The sequence below is a fragment of the Enterococcus sp. ZQ21 genome (assembly GCF_030053755.1).
In the GTDB taxonomy this organism is placed as follows: Bacteria; Bacillota; Bacilli; order Lactobacillales; family Enterococcaceae; genus Enterococcus_B; species Enterococcus_B lactis.
In genome coordinates this window covers 1,212,918-1,236,929 of sequence record NZ_CP125658.1, presented here as the reverse complement: position 1 = coordinate 1,236,929, position 24,012 = coordinate 1,212,918, and the positions used below count along the sequence as shown (strand labels likewise).

Here is a 24,012-nt window from a genome sequence, read left to right as displayed (position 1 = left end):
GTATTCTCTCCTTTAATTAAATTGAAATGGGTTTGTATTCGTTTCAGAAACGAAAAAGTCAATATCCCAATTTTCTTCTTGTTTCCAAGTCTCAAATTTCTCGATGAACCGTTCCTTACATAACGATTCAATATAATGTCCGGGATCAATTGCAATCAACCCGGCGCTTTGCATATCATGAGCCGTATGATAATAGATGTCTCCGGTGATATAGACGTCTGCTCTTTGAGCGATTGCTTGCGGATAAAATTTTTCGCCGCTTCCACCGCAAATCGCAATACGCTTGATGGATGATTTTGTTTTTTGAGGCTGAACGATTCTCAGTCCTTCTAATTGGAAAACTTTTTTTACTTGTTCCACAAATGTTTCTAAGGGGATTTCTTGCGGTAATTCACCTATTCGACCTAGCCCAAACTTTTCGACTGGTTCATCAATTGCGAAAAGATCGTACGCAGGTTCTTCATAAGGATGAACCGATTGCATGGCATCAATCCCTTGTTTTTCGATTGTTTCGGGCAAAATAACCTCGACTTTTGCTTCTTGGACTTGTTCTGCCTTCCCTACTTTCCCAATCGCTGGTTGTGCACCAACATTCGGAGTAAATCGACCGTGTCCAATCGAGGTAAAACTTGTACCGGTATAATCGCCTTGCGTACCAGCACCAGCTGCAGCTAATGCTTCCCGCATTTTCTGTGCATGATCCACAGGTACATAAACCGCCAGTTTTTTATAATGGATTTCATGAGTCTTCACTAAATAACTCTCCACTTCAATACCAAGCAGTTCGCAAAACCAGTCATTCAGTCCGTCCCAAATAATATCCATATTCGTGTGTGCCGCATAAACGGCAATATCATGTTTCAACAGATCTGCATACATTTTTTCTTGCGGCTGATCAGTAGTCAGCCGTTTTACAGGGCGAAAGATTGGGGGATGTTTAGCAATCAGCAGATCGATTTTTTTCTCGATTGCTTCTTCGACCACTTCTGGGCGAACATCTAATGTCATCATTACCCGTTGAATCGGTTTATCTAATGTTCCAATATGCAGTCCGACTGGGTCTCCTTCTTCAGCTAGCCATTGAGGACAATAGCTCTCAAACTTTTGGATGAAGGTACGTCCGCTTATTGTCATATCTCTAAAACCTCCTCAATCATTTGGATTTCCTGTTCGATTTGTTTTTGACGTGTCTCTTGATTAGCTGCTTGTTTGAGCTGTTCACGGATAGCTTTTCTTTGTTGAAGCTCTCTTGTCCATTTTGATTTGAAGATCTCACTTTTCTCTTCGAGCAGAAATGGTCCGAACATCAGCTCCATTTCGTTGTAAGTAACTGGTTTTTGTTCTTTTTCGGCTACAATAATTTCATATATTTTTTTGTTTTCTTCAAGTATTTTTTCTGATTGGATTTTGTATTGATTTTCTTGCAGCCATGATCGTAACGTACGCTCTCCGATATTTGGCTGAAGGATCAAACGTTCTTGTCCACTTAGGCGTTGATGCAACTTGCCAGCTTCTAGGATCTCTCGGATCAGCGAACCTCCCATACCCGCGATCGTGACAGCCGTTATAGCATCTTGCGGTTGGATCGCATCTAGACCATTTGCAAGACGTACAGTGATACGGTCTTCCAATCCATCTTTTTGGACTTGCTTACGTGCTGATTCATAAGGACCTTGAACGACTTCACCTGCAACTGCATATTTGATTTTTCCTTTTAGCATCAATGCAACAGGTAAGTATGCGTGATCTGATCCAATGTCTGCTAAACGAGCAGATTCAGGAACAAATTCACCAACTGCCGCTAAGCGCTGAGATAAATCTAAATGGTTCATAGCTTCACTCCTTCTAGGTAATTATAGCATTTTCCATATAAAATAAGGAGACTAGGAATAAAAAAATTCCCAGATCTCCTTAAAAATTATACCTTTTTGTTCTATAAAACAACATTTTCTTATTTTTGAAAAATGTTGTTAATTATTTGTTCAATGAAATATCAATGATCGAATCTCCAGGCACTTGTGGTGGGATAGACATCGTCATGATCGGCATCTCAACTAATGTAAATTGGACTTTGTCACCGATTTTCAGTTCATCTATGTCCACGCTTATTTTTTCAGCAGTAGCATTCAAAATCACTCCGTCATTGCTGAATGATGTCCCCATATTCGCTGGATCTTCTTTGGCCATGACATCGACGAGTTTCAGTTGAATCGTTTCTTCTTCCGCTTCTACTTGAGTGATGCTTTCAATCGTTCCTACAAATATGCTTTGTCCCTCCGTTTTCGTACTGCTTGTTTTTATTGTTTGACCCGCATCAATCGAATCAAGAGAACCTGTGTTGCTGTCTGCACTACCGCATCCTGCTAAAATAAAAAATAGACCAACTACATATATACTAGAAAAAATAGCCCTCATAAAAAATCCTCCGTTTAAGTTTTTGCATTACTTGTTGCGGTGATTGTCTCCGGTCATTTCTGTCCATGTAAAGATTCGCTGACCTGCTTTTACTCCTTGGTCAAATATCAGTTGGACTTATCAACTGTTCAACCATTGCGGCGGTTGCGACCAGTCATTTCGATTTCTTTTGTCAAATAACGTATGCGTTCCATTATGCGTTTTGCTTTCAGCGGCTCTTCATCTCCACGTTGAGTGACGGACAAATGCTGTTCCAATTCATCCATTGTGAAATTTGATGAGAAGAAGGTCGGTAGCTGTTCCTGCATCCGATATTGAAGGATGACGCCAAATACTTCATCCCGTATCCAACTGCTCATCGCGTCTGCACCAATATCGTCAATCATTAAAATGGGGGAACGCTTCACTGCATCTAGCTTTTCTGCCACTTGATCTTTTCCGATTGCCTGTTTCATCTCAACGGCAAACGTCGGAAAGTGGACTAATGTCGTGGTGAATCCAGCAATCGCTAGTTCTCTCGCTGTTGCTCCTAATAAGTATGTTTTTCCAATACCAAAACTCCCCACCAAATAAAGACCTTTATGATACCCTTTTGGATCTGCAGTATATTTCTCTACGAAATCTAGGGCTTCCAAGCTTGCATATCCTCGTCCATCTGTACGCTCAAAGTTTTCAAAAGATGCTGATTGAATATCTTTTGGCATATCCATTGCTTTTACTCGGCTTCTAATTTCTTCTTGTCTTTGCCGAGCTAACAATGCTTCTGTTGGTACATAAGTGACATCCACATAATGAAAATTCAACGTCAACTTCGGCTCGTATCCTGGAGCGATCATCGTTGGATCGTTTTTTTGATATTTACGCTTTTCTTGCACGAACTCATACAATTTGGCGTAGCTTTTTTCAATATCCGCTTGTGTCAGTTCTTCTTGGTGTGCACTTAGAAAAGCTTGAACATCCGTATCATTTAGGACGTCAGCAATCATTTCAGCATATTTTTCTTGATAATTACGTTTGCTGATGATCCTCTTCAATTCTTTGCCTACGTCTTCCATTAGATGTCACCCTCCTTTTTCGCCAGGTATTCTTTAAAACGGCGGTCAATCTCTGCTTTTTTCTCACTACTGATCTGTTTTTCATCTTTTGGCTGGTTGACCCAATCAGGAAGCTTTTCCCGCCGAACATTTCGCTTGCCGTTTGGATAATTTGTTTGCTTTTTTTGTTTTGATTGTTTTGCTTGATTGCTTATTTGCCGAATATGCTGAATCGCTTCTTCTGCTGTGGCGATTTTCTTTTGTGCCCATTCATTTGCCACTGTATTCACATAACTAGCATTTAAGCTAGCATTATTTTTGATCACCAATACATAATTCAGCAAAACATTGATCACACTGCTGGAAAGACCTGATTGAGAAACAAGGTCTTGCAGTAACCAAGTTTCTTGTTTAGAAACATATCCGCCTTTTTCTGACTTGATTGCTTCCAGATATTTCATCGGCGGAATGCTCTGTGCTTCTTTTATCAACTGAAGCGCTGCATTTGTCAAATGTTCGTTCGTCGGAGATTCATTGCTGTTTTCAGCAACAGCTACTGTTTCCTTTATTTGCTTCACTGGTCGTCTTTGCATTGCCAAAACAGCTTTTTGCAGCTCCTTCATGGATACTTTTTGTTCACTAAAATCATAAGATTGACTGATGAGTTCACCAAGAGTTAGTTCATCGAATCCATAAAGCTGATGATACATGTCGACTTGTTTGATGATTGAATCATCAAGAACAGTCATATGTTTTTTTGCCAGCCAATCATTCAAAAATTGCCAATCGAATGTCGAATCTGTTTCAAGTAATGCTACTGGCTCAGATTCTTCAAAAGATTTATTCAGTGATTCGATGTTTTCTTGATTAGCAGCGTATACTGCTTCATTGAAGCGATAAACATCTAAAAATTTTTTTGTGATTTTTTGATATCCCTCTGTTGTATGCCTTTTAGGTTCAAACAACTGGGTAAGCTTCTGGAATCGTCGTTCACCAACTTTTTCCAAAAGAAGAAATGCCAGAACAGAATCTTTGAAAAATGCTTTAGGAATGAGTGGCTCTAACAACTCATAAATAAAACGAGGCCCCAGATCGCTATCTTCTTTAAAATAAACATCCAGTAAGCCGATTCCTTCCAGCTTTTTTCTTGCATCATAAAATTGAGGGATCCCGCAGCCTAGACTACTGAGTAAATCTGCATGTATCCCTTCAGGACCTTCACCAGATTCTTGCGAGATCTCTGATAACAGAGTGAAATAGATACTCAAGGCTTCTCCGCCGATCAGTGGCTGATAAAGATACAGCAACGCGTTCTTGCTGTCTTCCCTCAGCGGAGCTTCTTTTCTTCCTTGGTAAATATTTTTTGGTTGAAGCTCTTTCCAAGCATTTTCCAAGGAAATGCCTCCTTTTTGTTTCTTAATTGTTTTCTTTATTATTCTCTTTATTATTCTCTTTATTATTTTCTTTTGCTTTATCCACGATATCTTGCAGCTCTTTTAAGAAAACAGACATATCTTTGAACTGGCGATAAACACTGGCAAAACGGATATACGCGATTTCATCTAAATCGACTAAATCCTCCATCACATATTCACCAATCAGATTCGTTGATACTTCGTTTTCCCCAAGACTGCGTACGCGGTTTTCGACATGGTTGACGATTTGTTCCATTTGCTCCATAGCTACAGGTCTTTTTTCTGCTGAGCGGATGAGTCCTCTTAAAATTTTATCGCGATTGAATTCTTCGCGTTCCCCGTTTTTCTTGATGACTAATAACGGAGCAGCTTCAATTCGTTCAAAAGTAGTGAATCGGAACGAACAATTCTCACATTCGCGACGGCGACGGATCGCACGTCCATCATCTGCTTGACGGCTGTCGATTACTCGTGAATTATTATGTTGACATCTGGGACATCTCATTTTGTCTCACCTCTTGCATCGCATTTTTATATAAAGGATGTGTCTTTCTTTACAACTAGTTGTATTATAACACGAAACAAATCACAAACGCGACTGTCCTACCCAAAAAAACACGGATATAAGAACAATTTTTTCTATTTTCATGCGTAATTATGTCCCCTGTCCTAATTCAATTTTAATTTTCCAGTACTGATGACCTTGATTGCTGAGAAATGACTCGCCCAAAAGCTGATTTAGTCGGCTAGCACAAAAAACTTGAAGCAGATGAACATCTTATCATCTGCTTCAAGTCACATCTCTATTTCTTATTGTTTTATAACTTCTCTTCGATTCCTGTATAGTGTTTCATTCGTTGTTCCTCGATTTTTTGTTCATCAGGAATGTGTTCACTTTCTGGGAGCGGTGTCTTACTACGATCAGGTACCGGATTTTTTCGTTCTTGAGTCAAATCTTGCTGTTTCGCTTCTTTTTCTGCCTGCTGGTCTTCTATTTCATCGATTCTTGCTTGGTACTGCTTTTCTTTCTCTTCTGCTGTTTCTGATTGCGTACGACCTTCATCGATTAGATTTTCTTTATTGAGTATTTCGCCGATTTTTTCTTTTGCGTTACCTACGACTTTATCCTTTTGGTTTTTAAATGATCCCATCGCTATCCCTCGCTTTCTATATACTCAGGATAGCAAACTTGACACAGATACTCAAAGAAAGCGATTAGCTGAAAGCCAATTTTCGATTTGTTCCACAAGTTCCTCTTTTGTTCCGTTGTTGTCAAACAAAATATCCGCACGCTGCTTTTTTTCTTCGATTGGAAGTTGACTGCTAATTCTCTGCTGTGCTTGTTCTAGTGTTAGTTGATTACGTTTCATCAAGCGTCTGAGTTGAATATCTGGCGTGGTATAAACGACAGCTACTGCATCCATATAGTGGTCATAATGACCTTCATAGAGCAATGGGATATCTACAATTACTAAAGGATGATGGGAACTTAGATAGGCGATTTGATCTTTTATCGCTTTTCGGATAAACGGATCTAATAGCTGATCAAGTTTTTGTCGTTTCTCCTTTGATGGAAAAACAATCATCCCAAGTTTCCCTCGATCTAGCTGACCATCAGACTGCAATATCTCTTGGCCAAACACGGACACAACCTTCCTCAGAGCAAGCGTTCCAGGCTCAACAGTTTCTCTAGCAATCACGTCACCATCGATCAAAGGAAATCCATGAGACTGAAAGACTTTGGCTGCCGTACTTTTGCCAGTAGCTATTCCGCCCGTCAAACCTAAAACAAAGCCTACTTTTCGATTTTCAGCCTTTGACAATTCGGACAATAGTGAGTCCCCCTTTGTGCCACTTTTATTTTCACGATCGGTGTCCCACAACGTATACATGGTTTGCCAGTTTGCTGATAGACATGCAGTGCGACTTGGAATCCGCCTGATTCTCCTAATGCATTCAAATAGCTGCGAATCGTGGTACCTCCGGCTTCTATTGCACGATTCAAAACATCAATGATCGATAGACGTAATTGTTCTATCTCTTTTGGACGTAATGTATTCGCCGGTTGTTCTGGATGAATCTTCGCTTCCCATAATGCTTCGTCTACATAAATATTACCTAGTCCCGTTACTAGACGTTGATCTAGCAGTAAAGGCTTGATTGCTTTGTGCGATTTTTTCAGTCCAGCTGCAAAATCTGCTAATAAAAAGCTGTCAGGCAATGGCTCAGGTCCTAATTTCATGATTCCTCGGTAAGTTGCACTTGCTCCTTTTTCGACAATTGTCATACGACCAAATTTTCGTACATCGTTGTAGCGAAGTTGGCTCCCGTCCTCAAAAAAGAAAAGTACATGCGTATGTTTATCGATTGGTGTATTTTCTTTCGTAAATTGATATTTTCCTTCCATTCGCAAGTGTGAGATCAGTTCATAATGATCGAGATGAAAAATCAAAAACTTCCCTCTACGTCCAATGGATTGGATGGTTTCGCCAACAAGAGAAGCCTCAAAGATGGGCGTCTCTGGTTGCTCAATGATCTTGGGCCACAAGACCTGCACTTTCTGAATCGTTTTTCCTACTACTAACCGTTCCAATCCTTTACGAACGGTTTCTACTTCTGGTAATTCTGGCATTTTTTCTTTTCACCTTCATTATATTGCTCTGTCTTAAACAATGTTTATTTTGCTTCGTACCACGTTTTTCCCCAACTGCTGTCAGTGATCAGTGGTACATGGAGAGAAACAGCTTGTTCCATAACTTCCTTCACCAATTTATCTAATGATTCAAGTTCTTTTTCAGGTACCTCGAAGACAAGTTCATCATGAACTTGTAACAGCATCGTAGCTTGAAGACCTGTTTCTTTTAATCGTTTATCCAATTCAATCATCGCGATTTTCAAAATATCAGCAGCACTTCCTTGAATTGGTGTATTGATAGCTGTTCGTTCCGCAAAAGAACGGATATTGTAATTTCTTGAATTGATGTCTGGCAAATATCGTCGGCGGTGATACAGCGTTTCGACGTAGCCTTGATCTTTTGCTTCGCGTACGATTCTTTCCATATATTCTTTGACACCTGGGTATTTTTCAAAGTACGTATCGATGTATTGCTGTGCTGCTTTTCGGCTGATGCCTAAATTTTGTGAAAGTCCGTAATCAGAGATGCCATACACGATACCAAAATTCACTGCTTTTGCCTGCCGACGCATATTTGGTGTGACATCCTCTGCCTTTTCGATTCCAAATACGCGCATCGCTGTGCTGGCATGGATATCTTGACCTTCTAGGAAGGCAGCTTTCAAATGTTCATCATTTGAGATATGCGCAAGTACGCGTAACTCGATTTGTGAATAGTCAGAAGAATAAATCAACCAGTCTTTTTCTCTCGGAACAAATGCCTGACGTATCTTTCTCCCTTCATCTAATCGAATCGGGATGTTCTGCAAATTAGGATCAACAGAGCTTAATCGTCCTGTTTGGGTCAATGTCTGGACATAACGGGTATGCACTTTTCCATCTGATTGGATCACTTTCAGCAGTCCCTCGACATAGGTAGATTGAATTTTTGCGATTTGACGATAGGTTAGGATATCCTCTACGATTGGTGCTTGTTCACGAAGCTGTTCCAGTACATCTACGGCTGTGGAGTACCCAGTTTTTGTTTTTTTGATAACGGGTAATCCCATTTTTTCAAATAAGATCACTCCTAATTGCTTTGGTGAATTCAAATTGAATTCTTCGCCGGCTTCTTCGTAGATTTTTTGTTCGATCTCTCTTAAGCGAGCAGAAAACTCGCCCTTCATTTCTTGTAAGCGAGTCGCATCTACTTTGATCCCGCTTATTTCCATCTCTGCCAAAATGATAGACAATGGCAGTTCCATTTTCCGGAAAAGATCTTCTTGGTTTTTATCTGCCAGTTCTTGGCTCAATTTTGGTGTTAACGCATTGATTGCAGCTACTTTTCGCGCTAAATGAGCAAAAAAGAGTTCCTCTTCTTCTGGTAAACCTTTTTTCGCCCCTTTGCCGTATACAGTTTCATCTGATTGGATATCGTTGTATCCGTAATGTGCAGCTATTCCTTCGATATCTGTGCTTTTTTCATTCGTATCGAGAAGGTATGCACCTAGCAAGACATCAAAATCGATTCCTTTCGTTTTTCCAGTATAGCGATTTAAAGCAACATAAGTTCGTTTCGCATCATATACTTTTTTCAATCGGTTCGGATCAGTGATCCAAGAATGGAACGCTTGGTTTTCGAATACAGACAGATCATTTGTGACATAGATTTTCTTTTCTGTCCCCCACGCTACTCCGACGATTTCCTCTGTATGGTAATTGTCGCCCATCATTTCCACGTACAGTGCCATATCCGTAGTAAACATTTCCTCTTTAAATTCATGCACGACTTCAAATAAAATATCATCCATTTTTACTTCTTCTTCAACGATATTCAGTTTAGAAAGGAACTGATTGAAATCCATTTCTTTATAAAATGGAACGAGTTTATCGAGATTTTTCCCTTCATACTTCAATGAGTCGATAGAGACCTCCACAGGGGCTGAAGTATTGATGGTCGCCAATTTCTTCGATAAGAACGCTTGCTCTTTGTCATTTATCAGATTTTCTTTCATTTTGCTTTGCTTCATTTCATCAATATGCTCATAGATTCCTTCGACTGAGCCATATTGTTTCAATAGCTTGATAGCTGTTTTTTCACCGATTTTAGTCACACCTGGGATATTGTCAGAGGCATCTCCGGCTAGTCCCTTCATGTCAATAATCTGTTTTGGTATCAATCCATCATATTTTTCCGCCACATGTTCTGGTGTATAACTTTCGATATCGCTGACACCTTTTACAGTGATATCCACTTTTACTTCTTTACTAGCTAATTGAGTCAAATCCCGATCACCGGAAAGTACGACGACATCAAATTGATTTTTATCTACTTTTTCTGCCAAAGTACCGATAATATCATCCGCTTCATAATTGGGCAATTCGTAATACTGTACACCTAATCCCGTCAACAAATCACGGATATATGGCATTTGTTCTTTGAATTCGCCTGGTGTTTTAGATCTTCCTCCTTTGTACTCCGCATACATTTCTGTCCGAAAGGTCGTTTTTCCTGCATCGAACGCAACCAGAACATGCGTCGGTTGCTCTTTTTGCATAACATTTTCAAACATCGTATTGAATGCATAGATTGCATTTGTATGAAGACCGTTTCTGTTTTTGAAACGTTCAAGGGAATTGTGCAGCGCAAAGAATGCGCGAAAAGCCACACTGTTCCCATCAACGAGTAATAATTTATTTTTTGTCATCTTCTTAACTCCTTACTGTAAAGTTCTTATTCATTCTAACAAAGAATCATGCGGAATGCGAAAAGAAAAAGCGGGACCATACCAAATATTTTGGTATAGCCCCAACTGATCAATTTTTTCCTTTTTTAGTTGTTCCGTCCAAAGATTCTTAAAAACGCCAAGAACAAATTGATAAAGTCTAAATACAGCTTCAATGCCATAAATACAGCAATGCCACTATGTGCTGTTCCATTTGTCTGGACATAGATATTACGAATGCTTTGGTTATCATAAGCTGTGATCCCTGCAAAGATGACGACTAAAAGCAGTGAGATGAACAGCTCAACTGCGCTACTTCTCAAAATGAAGATGTTCAAGACTAGTGCAATGATCACTCCGATCAAAGCAGCCTGTCCTGCTCTTCCGACCCCGCTAAGATCTCGTTTTGTTGTCACTCCGACAACAGACATCCCCATGAACATCAAGGTAGCTGTCAAGAAAGCTTGTGTTACTGTTCCAATATCGTAGAATGCAAGAGTAACTGCTAATGTTACGCCATTCAAAAGAGAGTAGGCAATGAATCCACCGATCGCTAAGCTCGGATTCTTTTGTGCTTTTACGCCTAGAACCATTACCAAAATCAGTTCAACGATCCACAGACCCATAAAGCCTAATGGAAAGTTATTGATAAAAGTTGCTAGTTGTAAAGGAAATACCCAAAGAGCCAAGTAAGAAGTGACTGCACTAAGGGCAAGCCCCATACCTAAAAAACCATAAACTTTTGCATAAAAACGATTGATGCCTGACATTGATGTACTTGGATTATTCATTTAATTCACCTTCACTTTCGATTGCTATTTCCAATTCAGGAACTTGTGGCGGTTGGACCATAACAACAGCATCCAACACACGATCTTCGTTCGTGTTTTCCGCTTCTACAGAAATCGTCACCACGTCCTTCATCTTATCTACTTTTATGACCTCAAACTGAAAAGTCAGTGTTTCATAATGGAAAACCGGTTCAATAAAATTGACAGAAAAATTGACAACATGTGATCCTGGTCCAGGAAGATGCTTTGAAATTGCACTTGTGATGATTCCCATCAGCATCACTGATGGAACGATTGGCTGATGATATTCTGTTTTTTGTGCAAAGTCATGTTGGATATACAAAGGATTTGCATCATTCGTCAATCCCAAATACAGCAAAAGCTGGTTATCTTCAATAGATTCTGTTAAAGATAACGAGTCGCCTTCCTCGATTTCATTTATTGTTTTTCCTAGTTTTCTCGGCTTACCTATGTTCAAGATAGAAACCCTCCAGTTTATTTTTAATCATACATTATTGTACCAAAAGCAGCGCAAAAGGCAAGTTTTGCTCCTTTAATTTAACAGATTTCTATAGTTTAAAGAGGTCGTGAAAAAGCTGTCCTGCATCAAGTAATAAGAACAGCCAAGAAAAAACAGCTTCTCATGTTTTTGATTTGGCTAGGCTTATTACCGCAGATGCAAGCTTTTGAACGCCGTTTATCAAAAGTTGTAAAAAAGGGAGCATGACAAGAATTTTGCCACTCTCCCTCTTTCTATTTTTATAAGGACACTGCAGTAATTGTATTACAGTACATTTTTCGTCGTGCTGCTTAAAAGTTTTTCATACGCTTGTTCAAATTTTTGAACATCTCCAGCACCCATGAAGATTACTACTGCATCATGATAATCTAATAATGGAGATACATTATTTTCTTTGATGACTTCTCCACCTTTTTTGATTTTCGCTCCAAGGTCTTCGATCTTAACGTTTCCTTGTTCTTCCCGAGCCGAACCAAAAATATCGCATAAGTAAACTTTATCAGCTAAATCAAGTGCTTCTGCAAATTCATCCATCAATGCAATCGTACGCGTAAACGTATGAGGTTGGAAAACTGCAATTATTTCTTTATCTGGATATTTTTGGCGTGCGCCATCAATGGTTGCTTTGATTTCTGCAGGGTGATGCGCATAATCATCGACTACGGTCATGTCTGCTACGATTTTTTCACTGAATCGACGTTTTACTCCTGGGAAAGTCAGCATTTCTTCCGCAACTTCTTTCAGATCCAGTTTTTCGAAATACGCGACTGCAATAACACCTAAAGCATTTAAAATATTGTGTTTGCCGAATGCCGGTACAGTGAAATGTCCAACAAATTCATCCCCATGATAGACATCAAAAGCAGAACCGGATGTTGTACGTTCGATGTTTCGTGCTTGGATATCATCATTTTCTGTGACACCATAATAATAAATCGGCACATCTGCTTCTAATTTGCGTAAATAAGCGTCGTCACCGTACGCAAAAATAGCTTTTTTCACTTGTCCAGCCATTGTTTGGAAAGCTGTAAATACATCGTCGATACTTGTATAATAATCCGGATGATCAAAATCGATGTTTGTCATGATCGCATAGTCTGGTGAATAGGCAAGGAAATGACGGCGATATTCACAGGCTTCAAATGAAAAGAATTCCGCTTGCGGATCACCATGCCCTGTTCCGTCTCCAATTAGATAACTTGTTGGACGAACACCACTCAATACATGAGAGAGCAGACCAGTCGTACTTGTTTTTCCGTGAGAACCGGTTACAGCGATACTCGTATAGTTTTGGATAAAATGACCAATAAAGTCGTGATAGCGAATCACTTCCAAACCTAATTCTTTTGCTCGCTGGATTTCTTCATGTGAATCAGGAAATGCATTTCCTGCAATAATCGTCATACCTGGTTTTACATTGTCTGCGTTAAATGGCAGAATCGTGATATTTGCTTTTTCTAAATCTCTTTGTGTAAAGAAATATTTTTCAATGTCTGATCCTTGGACATTTAAACCTTGTTCATGTAAAACAAGAGCCAAGGAGCTCATTCCTGAACCTTTGATACCAACAAAATGATACAATTTATTTTGATTTTCCATTTGAATCCTCTTCTCTTATCTAGCGTCCATTCTTTTAGCTATTACATTCAACACGCTCCTCATTATCTTATAAACGATTGAAAATTTCAACCAAATTTATTTAGAAAGGGGGATTCGCCTGCTAAAAAGGTCATGTACGGGAAAAATCCGTTTTTATTGACTGTTTGATTCTTGTATAAGAAGACCAAACTTCTTCTGATATATCAATATGAGGAATAAAATCTTTTCCTTTCGGACCATAGCCATTCTCATCGTCGTGGAGTCGCTCCATTTCTCCTAACACCAGTGCATAGAAATATTCCTTCGGCCATTGATGGTTCAGTTCTTTTACTGTAAAGACGATCTCCTCAGAAAAGTGAAGGATTTCCGGCACAAATGGCACAGCATTTGCGAAAACAGTTTGTTCATTTTGCCATACTTTCTCAAAAGTTGCTCGAGTCCTGCGTTGCAGTGTCGGATCATTCATCAATAGGACTTTTTCTGGTACAGCATCTAAGGAATGAAGAATCTCCAGTGAAAAAGTGGCGTTCTCTCCAGAATTTGTAGACTTCGATTCTATCAGGAAAGCCTTATCGGGCAAATCATAGACTTCTTTTAGATACTGACGACAGATTTCACTTTCACTCATGCCTTCTTCAAAATGAAATCCTTGCTTTTCAAAATTCCCATAAAGGATCCTAGTCGCATGACCCACCCCGCCGACCAAAAACAAACGTTCTACTTGACCATTTACATACATTTGTGCTGCTTTATCAGCTAAGATAGGAAGACCGTTTCCAGCTAAAATAAGTGTAGGTGCCGACAATTTCTCAAAATCTTTCTCATCAGGCGCGGCTAAAAAGGCTAATAACTGATTCCAGTCTTTTAGATTTCTCTGCTCGTTTTTTTCCAAAAACTCTTCATCCTTTCATCTGATTTTTTATACTTCATTGAGGCTTTCTCTCTTTGTCTCAATCCATTTGATTTCCCCATGACATCTTCCACAACGATATTTGTGTACATCGATTCTTCTTTTGCGGCAGATCGTGGCAGAACAATCTTGGCATTGATAATATTCGATCTTTATCTGTTTCTTCGTCAAGGCTGGCGCATAGCGCAATCCTCCTGTTTTTTTCAAAAGATACTTGAAATCCATATCTTTATGACGATATCCTCTTCCAGTTAGATGCAGATGATAATGGCAAAGTTCATGTTTGATGATTCCTGTAATCGTTTCTTTGTCTGACTCTTCAAACAGCTTTACATTAAAATCTAAATGATGATCGTTTAAATGATAGCGCCCGCCAGTTGTACGCAAGCGTGGATTGAACATTGCTTGGTGCTTGAAAGGACGCTGGAAGCTTTTTAATGATATCTCTTCTACTAACTGCTGCAGTTCTTCTTGTGTCAATTTTTGTTACTCCTCATTGTTACTCTTCATAAGGGGAAAGCATCGTCAAACTGATTCTGCCTTTTTTCGTATCAACTTGCTCTATCCAAACCGTCACGATATCTCCGACTGACACGACGTCTGTTGGATGCTTGACAAATTTTTTGCTAAGTTTTGAGATATGGACAAGTCCGTCTTGTTTCACACCGATATCGACAAATGCGCCGAAGTCGATGACGTTACGGACCGTTCCAGTCAATTCCATACCTGGTTTCAAATCTTCCATACTCAACACATCTGTACGCAATAGGGGCGCTGGCATCTCATCACGCATATCTCGTCCAGGTTTTGTCAGCCCAGCTAAAATATCGGCTAACGTTTCTTCTCCGACTGATAAGCTTTCAGCCAGTTTCTCCGCGGATAACCGTGTCAATTTTTCTACTGCTTCTTCTGTCCCAAGCTCTTTTTCTGAAAGATGGACGGTCATTAATATGTCTTTCGCAATAGAATAACTTTCGGGATGGATACCGGTGTTGTCCAAAATGTTTTTCCCGCCAGGAACTCGCAAGAAGCCGATTGCTTGTTCATATGCTTTTGGTCCTAAACGTGGCACTTTTTTCAGCTGATTTCGTGCAGTAAATTCTCCATTTTCTTCACGATAACTGACAATGTTTTGGGCAGTCGTTTTATTCAATCCTGATATATGCTGCAAGAGCTGTGGACTAGCCGTGTTCACATCCACGCCTACTTGGTTGACCGCTGTTTCCACGACAAAATCCAATTGTTCAGTCAAACGTTTTTGAGAAACATCATGTTGGTACTGTCCTACACCGACAGCTTTAGGATCGATCTTGACTAATTCAGCTAAAGGATCTTGCAGACGACGGGCAATAGAAACAGCACTTCTTTCTTCTACTTGTAGATGCGGGAATTCTTTTCGTGCAATTTCGCTAGCAGAGTAAACAGAAGCGCCAGCTTCATTGACAATGGCATAATAGGCTTTATGGTCAGCTGATTTCAATTGTTCAGCCACAAAAAGTTCTGATTCCCGACTGGCTGTTCCATTCCCGATAGCTACCATATCTACTTGATATTGATTGATCAATTGGATAAAAGCTGGACCAGCAGCTTCCCTTTTCGCTTGTGCTGCAGGTTTATGCGGATAAATGACTTCGATTGCCAAAACTTTTCCTGTCGCATCTACGACTGCTAGTTTACATCCAGTACGATAGGCCGGATCAAATCCCAGTACGACTTTACCTTTTAGCGGCGGTTGCAACAAAAGATTGCGAAGATTTTCTCCAAAAATAGCGATGGCTTGCTCATCCGCCTTTTCAGTCAATTCATTACGCAGTTCTCGCTCGATTGCCGGCTGTATAAAGCGTTTATAACTATCTTGATAAGCTTCTCTTACAAAGGAAGAAGAAGGTGAGGCAGGATTTTTCACTAATTGGCGATCCAAGTAAGCTAAAACTGCTGCTTCGTCTACTTGAAGGAATACTTTGAGAACCTCTTCTTTTTCTCCTCGATTAGTGGCCAATATCCGATGAGAAACCATTTTATGGACAGGTTCTGCAAAGTCATAATACATTTCATATACGCCTTTCTCATCTGTTTTCTCATCCTTGACTTGGCTGACATACATGCCTTTGTTATACGTATAAGACCGAATCCAAGTCCGAAACTTTGCATTATCGCTGACTTGTTCAGCAATGATCTCATGCGCACCTTGCAACGCTTCTTCAGCAGAAGAGACTTCTTTTTCTTTATCGATATATTTTTCTGCTTCCGTTTGCACCTCTCCATCTGTAAGCTGCATCAGCCACAGCGCGAGTGGCTCAAGTCCTTTTTCTTTAGCAATCGTTGCTTTTGTCCGCCGTTTCTGTTTGTATGGCCGATATAAATCTTCCACTTGTTGCATTTTTACGGATTGCGTGATTTCTGTTTCTAACTCAGGGGTCAGTTTCCCTTGTTCATCGATCAGCCGAATCACTTCGTTTTTTCGTTTTTCTAAGTTTTCAAGATATGCATACCGCTCTTCGATTTCACGAATCTGGACTTCATCAAGACTTCCCGTCATTTCTTTTCGATAACGCGCGATAAAAGGAACGGTGTTTCCTTCATTTAACAAATTAAGTACAGTCGTCAACTGCTTGGGACGATAGTCTGAAAGCTCTTTTTGTACAAGCTGAATGATTGTCTGGTTCAAATTTTCCGTCATTAAAATGCCTCTTTTCTGCTAAAAATTGCATCTTTATTCTATCATACTTTTTATCATGGGTTAAACTGCTGAAAGAAACAATATTATCTATACAAATAAAAAGAGCCGCAACAAAGTCGCAGCTCCTTCATTCTTTCCATTTGTCAGATTCCTTGCCAAGATCCTTCGTTGTTCTGATATTCAATGTCTTGAAGGATGCCTTCCTTGTCAAAAACAACCCCATGCAATGACCCTCCGAATACAGCCCCACCGTCCATTCCGATTTTATGATCCTGAATCCAGAGATCTGTTGTCTGCATATCTCCATGGAGCATTGGTGTAATCGTATGTCCAAATACAATTGTCTTACCTGTATTGTTTTTCCCTTCATGAAATGGTTCCCGTATCCAAATAAAATCGCTTGGACTTGTCTTACGCCAGTCTTTCTTTGTCAAATCCACTCCAGCATGGACAAACAGATAATTTTCCCATTCATAATACAAGGGGCGCTGGACTAAAAATTCAATCAGTTCTGGGTATCTCGATCGGATCATCATTGAGATTTCAGTCGGGGAGTATTCCTCCGACGCACCTGGGTGAAGTAGGCTTTCAAATGTTTCTTTTCCACCATTTCTGATATAAGGCGCATACCAGTCCTCCGGTGCTTGCAGAAATTGCAAAAAATATTCTTCGTGGTTGCCCCGGAGATAAATGGCTCCTGTTTCTTCGACTAATTGTTTTCCTAATAGAAAACATTCCTTTGTACGAGGTCCTCGATCATTGAGATCTCCTAATAAAACAAGCTGATGGATCGTCGGATCATAATAGTGAATAAGTTTTTCAAAAAGATCATATTTACCATGGACATCGCCAATAGCATAAATCAATGATTTCATGTGGATCACCATCCTCAACGATAGTATAGCGCATATTGGAAATGGTCGACAATCAAAACTATTGTTTTCTATTTATTTAAAGCTGCAAACCGCAGTTCTGCTTCTTCTGGAGAGATTCCATGGTCTTGAACATAGCGGTTGCGTGGATGTTTCGCACACTCTACGCTACATGCTCCTAAATGTTTTTCTTCATTTTCAATGGAAGCAAGAATCTGGCGATTGCACTCAGGATTGCTACAATTGATATATCGTTCACATGGTGTTCCGTCAAACCAGTCGCGACCGACGATTTGTTTATCTACTTGGTTGATATCGACAGCGATTCGTTCATCAAACACATACATCTTGCCGTCCCATAATTCTCCTTGGACTTCAGGATCCTTACCATAAGTAGCAATACCGCCATGCAGCTGTCCGACATCTTTGAATCCTTCACGGACAAGCCAACCAGAAAACTTCTCGCAACGAATACCACCAGTACAGTAGGTCACTACCCGTTTTTCCATAAATTCTTCTTTGTGCTCGCGAATCCAGTCTGGAAGCTCTCGAAAACTGCGTATATCTGGGCGTACGGCCCCTCGAAAATGCCCCAAGTCATATTCATAATCATTCCGTGCATCAATCACCACTGTCTGTTCGTCTAAAATAGCTTCTTTAAATTCTTGCGGTGAAAGATAAGCACCTGTCACTTGGTTTGGATCAATGTCCTCTTCTAGCTTTAAACTTACAAGCTCTGGACGGTATCTTACAAACATCTTCTTAAAGGCATGTCCTTCGCTTGGATCAATCTTGAACATCGTATCAGCAAATCGAGGATCAGCTTTCATTGCTTCCATATAGGCAGTCGTGTTTTCAACGGTTCCAGACACAGTACCATTTATTCCTTCTTCAGCTACTAGAATACGACCTTTAAGATCCAAAGATTTGCAAAAGGCTAAATGATTTTTGGCAAATTCCTCTGGTTCTTCTATTTTTGTATAATTGTAATAAAGCAGTACTTGATAATCCATGTATTTCTTCCTTCCTTCTTTTCGTTCCTAAACAGTATAAAGAAGGCGTTCGCATTTGACGATTTATTTGCTTGTGTATAATTACGCATGTGGTTTTTTTGTTTACATAATATTATTATTTGAATTAAAAAAACTTCGCTTTCCTGTTTTGCACAGAAAAACAAAGTCTTTGTTTCTATTATTTACCTGTAACCGCAAAGTAATTGCCATCAGGATCAGCAAAGTTGAAGACATATTCTTCTCCAAGCTGTACCATATCACCTAATGTGACTGATTGCGTCTGCATTTTTTTATATAATCCAAAGATATCTTTGCTGTAAAACATCAAAGATGGGGCACTAGTAGCTGTACCAGGTGAATGGGACTCAACAAACGCTCGATCATATAACACGAATGAGGTTTGACTGTCCTCAATCCCTACTTCAATTACAAGCGTCCCATCCATTTCTTGACGATCTTTTTCCGCAAAGCCAATTGCTCTCCAAAACGCTGCATTTTTTTCTACATCGTCCACATACAGCATGATTTTTATTTCATTTGTAAACATCTGTTTCCTCCTAAACGATCTGTTCTAACATCCCCAACTTTGTCAGTTTACCATAGGAAAATGGGAAAATCTACGAAAGCTCTCAACAGATTCATCCTACTTAAATACGCTTCTCTTTAATAATAAATTAAGTTGGTTGTTTTTGTTATTCCGACTTTCACTTTTCGGAATAAATATTTTGTACTTATATGGAATGAATAAAAAAACATACTAAGAGAGGAGAACCTCATTTATCAATGATGTTCCCCTCTAATCTTAGTATGTTTTTAACTATGCATTCACATCGATCACTTTTGAATCATCATTGATGACATCGCGATCTAAATCTTTGATGCGTGCACTTGTCACGATACCAGCTACCATGCTACCGCTGACGTTTACTGCTGTGCGTGCCATATCGATTAATGGTTCAACAGAGATAACTAACCCAACGATTGCTACTGGCAAGTTCATTGCCCCTAAAACGATCAGTGAAGCAAATGTTGCACCACCGCCGACTCCGGCTACACCAAAAGAGCTGATTGTTACAATCGCCACAAGCATCAAAATAAATTCCAAACTAAAGACATTCACTCCAGCCGCTGGTGCGACGATCGTTGCCAACATAGCTGGATAAACACCAGCACAGCCGTTTTGTCCAATAGATAAACCAAAACTTGCTGAGAAGTTAGCTGTTGCATCGTCTACTCCTAAAGCTTTTGTCTGAGTCTCGATGTTCAATGGCAAGGCTCCGGCACTTGAACGTGAAGTAAACGCAAAGCTCAATACTGGAAAAGCTTTTTTGAAATAGTTGATTGGATTGACTTTGGCACCAATCAAAATCAGTGAGTGGACAATTAAAACAGCCAGCAATGCTACGTAAGATGCAACGACAAATTTACCTAAATTGACGATAGCTGCAAAATCACTTGTTGCCAAAACGTTTGTCATCAAAGCAAATACCCCATATGGTGTCAAACGCAGAACAAGCGTCACAATCCGCATAATGATTTTATACAGACTGTCGACTAGATCTGAAAAGAATGCTGCTTCTTTTGGCGCTTTTCTTTTCACCCCTAGATAAGCGATACCGACAAAGGCTGCAAAAATAACGACTCCAATCGTACTAGTTGCACGGCTACCTGCTAAATCAGCAAATACGTTTTTAGGGATAAAGGATAAAATCTGCTGCGGAATCGATAAGTTTTCAACCGTTTCCTGACGTGTCGCCAATTCAGAGATCCGTGCTGTTTCTGCTGCTCCTTGTGTGAATTTAGCTCCTTGAAGACCGAACAGCATCGTTGAACCGATTCCGATCAATGCTGCAATAGCTGTTGTACCAAGTAAAGAAGTCAGTACAGTTGCACTGATTTTCCCCAGCTTTTCAGAAACTTTCATTTTTGTGAATGCACCAATGATCGAAATGAACACTAGAGGCATAACTAGCATTTGCAAGAATGATACATACCCTTGTCCTACGATCCCGATCCATTCTATTGATTGAGTAACGACTTTGTCTTCTACCCCAAAGATCAATTGAAGCAGACCGCCAAAGACGATACCAACTCCTAATGCTGTAAAGACGCGTGTTGAAAATTTTGTATGGCGCTTTTGCATACGATAGAACACATATAATAATGCCGCAAAAACTAGAACCACTAAAACTGTGATGAGTGTTGTCATTTTTCTCCTCCTCATATTATTAATGACAAGTCCATCGAAGGAAGTAAAGGTTCCCGAGAATGATTCTTCAACCATCCTCCTGAAAAATTTTTTTCAGTGACTTTTATATTTTAGACGATTTTCATCGAAATGACATTCTTTTTGCTTAAAATTAGTAATAAAAAAACATGCCTGTGATAGATTAAAACTATCACAGGCATGTTTTTACTGTCTATTCTTGTTTTTCTGATTGAAAATTCAATTTTACCCCAGGCTGATCCAAGGCGATCTCTGTCACCTCATAAGACATCCGGCGTACGATATCGAATAAAGGTGCTACTAGTTCGTCCACTTCTTCTTGTGTGACATCATTTTGACCTTCAATTTTCCGATTGAGGATATGATTGATCTGACTCACACTTCCAGATAAAACATATGTATCAAACACTAAACGGAACTCTAAGCGTGCTCCTACGATGCTATGTTCTTTCGGATAGTTTTCGATCGTTTCTTTCAAAGGCGAGAAGCCCACTTTCAAATCTGTTTCTACTTCTTGGTTCGGTAATCTCATATCATAATGAAATGCTTCTACTACTTCTTTTTGTCTTCTGATTTCCATATAATTTTATCACTCCTTTATAAAAATTATAACATATCTCCTTTGTAAGGGGATACTATTTTTTTACGTTACTCTGCAAGGATAGGATTTCATTCAAATTTCCTACCACATAATCTGCAGGAATCTCTCCCAGAAAATGATCGATATCGTAAAGACAAGTAACGACTCCTGCGTTTTTCCCTGCTTCAATATCTAAACGGCGATCGCCGATCATCATCGTGTCTGTTCTTTCTAAATGAAAAGTCTCAATCAAATACTTTAAAGATGCTGGATCCGGTTTACGAGGAAAATCCTGATCAATCCCTACTACTTCCTCAATCAGATGGGCTAATTGATACTCTTTCAGCAGTTCCCATGTCGATTCTGTCAAACGGTGGGTCAAGATGAAGTGACGTCCTCCATTGATTTTTAGCCTTTCAAGTACTTGTTTCGTTTCTGGAAATGGACGGGAAGCTTCCTTGCTTTTTTTCTCATACCGATGAAACCATTCATTAAACTCATTGGCGTCCAAATTTGATTCATTGATCAAATAACTGGTGGAATATTTTTTCATTTTGAAGTAGATCTCTTTTTTGTCCATATTGATACCAAAATCTTTTAGAGCTTGCTGAGCACCATCTACCATTGCGGGATACGTATCAAACAATGTCCCATCAAAGTCCCATATATAATTTCTCACGTTTTTTGTTCCATTCCTTTGCTTCTTTTTTCTATCTTTCATTATAGATAAATACGTTGATTAAAGTATTGTTTTCTCTAGAATCGTCAAATCGTCTGTTAATGTATATTGGATTGGTTGTGCGTTCGGGATATCAATTGTATCCATTTGATCCTCAGGAACATTTTCTAAATATTTTGTCAGTGCTCGGATGCTATTCCCATGACCCACAACTAGTAAATCTTTCCGATCTTTCAGTTTTGGTGCTAGTTGATCTTGCCACAAAGGAATGATCCGATTCACTGTCATTTCTAGACTTTCTCCGTGCGGAATCAAATGTGGATCCAAATGATCATATCTGCGGTCAAATCGGTTTTCTGCGGTTAACGGCGGAACTTCTGTATATCCTCTGCGCCATTTCTTTACTTGATCTTTTCCGTATATTTCTTTCATCTGATCCTTGTTTTTACCAACAAGATCCCCATAGTGCCGTTCATTCAGACGCCATGTTTTTACTATAGGAAGCCACAACTGCCCCATTTCTTCTAGTGCGACTTGACCGGTAAGAATCGCGCGTTTTAAAACAGAGGTGTAAACCGCATCGAATTGAAGACCGGCTTCATACATTTTTTGACCGGCTACTGCTGCTTGTTCTTTTCCTTTTTCTGTTAAGGCGACATCTAGCCACCCTGTCCAGTAATTTTCAAAATTTGCCTCGCTTTCGCCATGACGCAATAATACTAATTTCATTTTTTTCTCCCTTAAACATTCGTTTCGAATTTTATGCCACATGTTTTGCATGTCACGCGTATTCGTCCTTTTCCTCTAGGCGCACGCTGCTTTTGATGACAATTCGGGCACTCAAAAAAAGTATAGCTTTTTCGTTCCGTTTTAGCTTGCTTTTTGTTTCTCATCTGATGATATTTTTCTTTGACTTTATCAAAATATTCCAAATAACGTTGATTTTCATTTAGTCTAGGATAGATTTTTTTTGATAGAAAACGAAATAGCATCCATCCGAAAAAGACGATGAACAACAATTGCCCGATTCTAAATGGCAACCACCGACTTAGTAAACTAAAAAAAAGTGCGATAATCAATAGAACCCGATTCAATTGATCAAATTTTGCATATCTTCCCTGCATAAGTTTTTGATAGTTCTGCTGAAACCGTATCAGTCTTTCTAACCATGTTTGCATCCTATTATCTCCTCCATCATCTATCATTCATTATGACAAAAAAAACAAAAAAGAAAAAGCCTTAATTGGCCTTTTCCATTGCGACTTGATGAAGGACATTCCGATTTCTGGTAAAGTCGATCACAATCACTTTCTTTTTATCTTCTCTGTTGACTACACGGAATGTGTCCGTCAATGGCAAAAACAGCTTCTTAGATGGTAGCTGTTGCATACGTATAAATCGATGGATCATCGTAATCAATTGAGGGAATTGAATGGACGTATGAAGCAGATTTGGGTATTTTTTCAACAGTTGAGTCGTTTTGATCAAATTCCGTTTTTTACTGATTACTTTTAAAAAGCTTTTTAGAATCTTTTGCTGACGTCTAAAAATAGAAAAAGAATTTTCATCATCTATTTGATAACGCATTTGTTTCTGTAGTTCTGCTGCAGTCAAATGAATCTTCCCATCATTCGTATCGATCATCAAACCTTCTGGGAATAGCTCAACGACTGCTCGATCCCAAGATTCGAGAGAAAGCTCGATATAATCTTTTACCGGTAATTCCAATTCTGCCTCAAAAAAGTGCAAAACAGCCGATAGTCCTTCTGCTTGATAAATTTCTCCTAATGTTAGTCCCTCTAGATGGAACTCTGGTGAAAAATGCAGCAATGTTTTATTTTCCTGCAATTGAACATATAGAAATGTAGACCGCTCAATCAGAGTATCTTTTAAAACAACTAAAAAATTCATTTTTCTCCCCCTTTTTTCATCATTTT

General features: G+C 39.4%; 25 protein-coding genes. All 25 read right to left on the bottom strand.

From position 1 onward, the window contains the following. Positions 1–12: 12 nt before the first annotated feature. The 25 genes from QK255_RS05960 to QK255_RS05840 all read right to left on the bottom strand — a co-directional run bounded on the left by QK255_RS05960 (position 13) and on the right by QK255_RS05840 (position 23,986). Complete coding sequence (locus QK255_RS05960; RefSeq protein ID WP_002291959.1) at positions 13–1,134, bottom strand: Nif3-like dinuclear metal center hexameric protein; 1,122 nt, start codon at positions 1,132–1,134, stop codon at positions 13–15. Then, positions 1,131–1,832: a tRNA (adenine(22)-N(1))-methyltransferase gene (locus QK255_RS05955; protein WP_002291961.1), complete on the bottom strand. Its 702-nt coding sequence runs from the start codon at positions 1,830–1,832 to the stop codon at positions 1,131–1,133. The genes QK255_RS05960 and QK255_RS05955 overlap by 4 nt, the downstream gene beginning before the upstream one ends. A gap of 142 nt (positions 1,833–1,974) precedes the next feature. After that, on the bottom strand, positions 1,975–2,415 hold the full coding sequence (locus QK255_RS05950; protein ID WP_002291962.1) for a hypothetical protein: 441 nt from the start codon (positions 2,413–2,415) through the stop codon (positions 1,975–1,977). 128 nt (positions 2,416–2,543) lie between these two features. After that, entirely contained in the window at positions 2,544–3,470 is a 927-nt protein-coding gene (dnaI, locus tag QK255_RS05945; protein WP_002306563.1) for a primosomal protein DnaI, read from the bottom strand. Next, on the bottom strand, positions 3,470–4,843 hold the full coding sequence (locus tag QK255_RS05940) for a replication initiation and membrane attachment family protein (RefSeq protein WP_283341615.1): 1,374 nt from the start codon (positions 4,841–4,843) through the stop codon (positions 3,470–3,472). The genes dnaI and QK255_RS05940 overlap by 1 nt, the downstream gene beginning before the upstream one ends. Positions 4,844–4,865: 22 nt before the next feature. Continuing rightward, positions 4,866–5,369 carry a transcriptional regulator NrdR gene (nrdR, locus tag QK255_RS05935; protein WP_002291966.1) on the bottom strand — a complete coding sequence of 168 codons (504 nt, stop codon included), beginning with the start codon at positions 5,367–5,369 and terminating at the stop codon, positions 4,866–4,868. A gap of 313 nt (positions 5,370–5,682) precedes the next feature. Further along, positions 5,683–6,015, bottom strand: a complete 333-nt coding sequence (locus tag QK255_RS05930) for a hypothetical protein (protein WP_002291968.1) — start codon at positions 6,013–6,015, stop codon at positions 5,683–5,685. Positions 6,016–6,066: 51 nt separating this feature from the next. Further along, positions 6,067–6,696, bottom strand: a complete 630-nt coding sequence (coaE, locus tag QK255_RS05925) for a dephospho-CoA kinase (RefSeq protein WP_002291970.1) — start codon at positions 6,694–6,696, stop codon at positions 6,067–6,069. After that, positions 6,660–7,496 (bottom strand): DNA-formamidopyrimidine glycosylase, encoded by an 837-nt coding sequence (gene mutM, locus QK255_RS05920; protein ID WP_002291972.1) that lies wholly within the window; start codon positions 7,494–7,496, stop codon positions 6,660–6,662. The genes coaE and mutM overlap by 37 nt, the downstream gene beginning before the upstream one ends. 44 nt (positions 7,497–7,540) lie before the next feature. Next, on the bottom strand, positions 7,541–10,186 hold the full coding sequence (gene polA / locus QK255_RS05915; RefSeq protein ID WP_002309058.1) for a DNA polymerase I: 2,646 nt from the start codon (positions 10,184–10,186) through the stop codon (positions 7,541–7,543). Positions 10,187–10,311: 125 nt separating this feature from the next. After that, positions 10,312–10,995: a Bax inhibitor-1/YccA family protein gene (locus QK255_RS05910; protein ID WP_002306560.1), complete on the bottom strand. Its 684-nt coding sequence runs from the start codon at positions 10,993–10,995 to the stop codon at positions 10,312–10,314. Beyond that, on the bottom strand, positions 10,988–11,473 hold the full coding sequence (locus QK255_RS05905) for a MaoC/PaaZ C-terminal domain-containing protein (protein ID WP_002291977.1): 486 nt from the start codon (positions 11,471–11,473) through the stop codon (positions 10,988–10,990). The genes QK255_RS05910 and QK255_RS05905 overlap by 8 nt, the downstream gene beginning before the upstream one ends. Before the next feature lie 306 nt (positions 11,474–11,779). Then, the gene (gene murC, locus QK255_RS05900) at positions 11,780–13,114 is read right to left on the bottom strand and encodes a UDP-N-acetylmuramate--L-alanine ligase (RefSeq protein WP_002291978.1); all 1,335 of its coding nucleotides are present in this window, start codon (positions 13,112–13,114) and stop codon (positions 11,780–11,782) included. A 130-nt stretch (positions 13,115–13,244) separates the two neighbouring features. After that, positions 13,245–14,006, bottom strand: a complete 762-nt coding sequence (locus tag QK255_RS05895) for a YdcF family protein (protein WP_002291980.1) — start codon at positions 14,004–14,006, stop codon at positions 13,245–13,247. 27 nt (positions 14,007–14,033) lie between these two features. Beyond that, positions 14,034–14,504 (bottom strand): SprT family protein, encoded by a 471-nt coding sequence (locus QK255_RS05890; RefSeq protein WP_002291983.1) that lies wholly within the window; start codon positions 14,502–14,504, stop codon positions 14,034–14,036. 19 nt (positions 14,505–14,523) lie between these two features. Further along, positions 14,524–16,704 (bottom strand): Tex family protein, encoded by a 2,181-nt coding sequence (locus QK255_RS05885; RefSeq protein ID WP_002291985.1) that lies wholly within the window; start codon positions 16,702–16,704, stop codon positions 14,524–14,526. Positions 16,705–16,847: 143 nt separating this feature from the next. Continuing rightward, positions 16,848–17,579 (bottom strand): metallophosphoesterase family protein, encoded by a 732-nt coding sequence (locus tag QK255_RS05880; RefSeq protein WP_002291986.1) that lies wholly within the window; start codon positions 17,577–17,579, stop codon positions 16,848–16,850. Between the two features lie 68 nt (positions 17,580–17,647). Further along, entirely contained in the window at positions 17,648–18,589 is a 942-nt protein-coding gene (gene trhO, locus QK255_RS05875) for an oxygen-dependent tRNA uridine(34) hydroxylase TrhO (RefSeq protein ID WP_002291988.1), read from the bottom strand. A gap of 178 nt (positions 18,590–18,767) precedes the next feature. Further along, on the bottom strand, positions 18,768–19,136 hold the full coding sequence (locus tag QK255_RS05870; protein WP_002291991.1) for a VOC family protein: 369 nt from the start codon (positions 19,134–19,136) through the stop codon (positions 18,768–18,770). A gap of 270 nt (positions 19,137–19,406) precedes the next feature. After that, positions 19,407–20,798, bottom strand: a complete 1,392-nt coding sequence (locus QK255_RS05865) for an L-cystine transporter (protein ID WP_002291993.1) — start codon at positions 20,796–20,798, stop codon at positions 19,407–19,409. A 211-nt stretch (positions 20,799–21,009) separates the two neighbouring features. Further along, on the bottom strand, positions 21,010–21,396 hold the full coding sequence (locus QK255_RS05860) for a DUF1149 family protein (RefSeq protein ID WP_002291995.1): 387 nt from the start codon (positions 21,394–21,396) through the stop codon (positions 21,010–21,012). A 55-nt stretch (positions 21,397–21,451) separates the two neighbouring features. Continuing rightward, positions 21,452–22,075, bottom strand: coding sequence for an HAD-IA family hydrolase (locus QK255_RS05855; protein ID WP_002306550.1), 624 nt, complete (start codon positions 22,073–22,075; stop codon positions 21,452–21,454). Positions 22,076–22,135: 60 nt separating this feature from the next. After that, positions 22,136–22,804, bottom strand: coding sequence for a 2,3-bisphosphoglycerate-dependent phosphoglycerate mutase (locus QK255_RS05850; RefSeq protein WP_002291999.1), 669 nt, complete (start codon positions 22,802–22,804; stop codon positions 22,136–22,138). 11 nt (positions 22,805–22,815) lie between these two features. Then, on the bottom strand, positions 22,816–23,253 hold the full coding sequence (locus QK255_RS05845; protein WP_002292001.1) for a hypothetical protein: 438 nt from the start codon (positions 23,251–23,253) through the stop codon (positions 22,816–22,818). A gap of 61 nt (positions 23,254–23,314) precedes the next feature. Continuing rightward, a complete protein-coding gene (locus QK255_RS05840) occupies positions 23,315–23,986 on the bottom strand; it encodes an LCP family glycopolymer transferase (protein WP_002292003.1) in 672 nt (223 codons plus the stop codon). Positions 23,987–24,012: the final 26 nt, after the last annotated feature.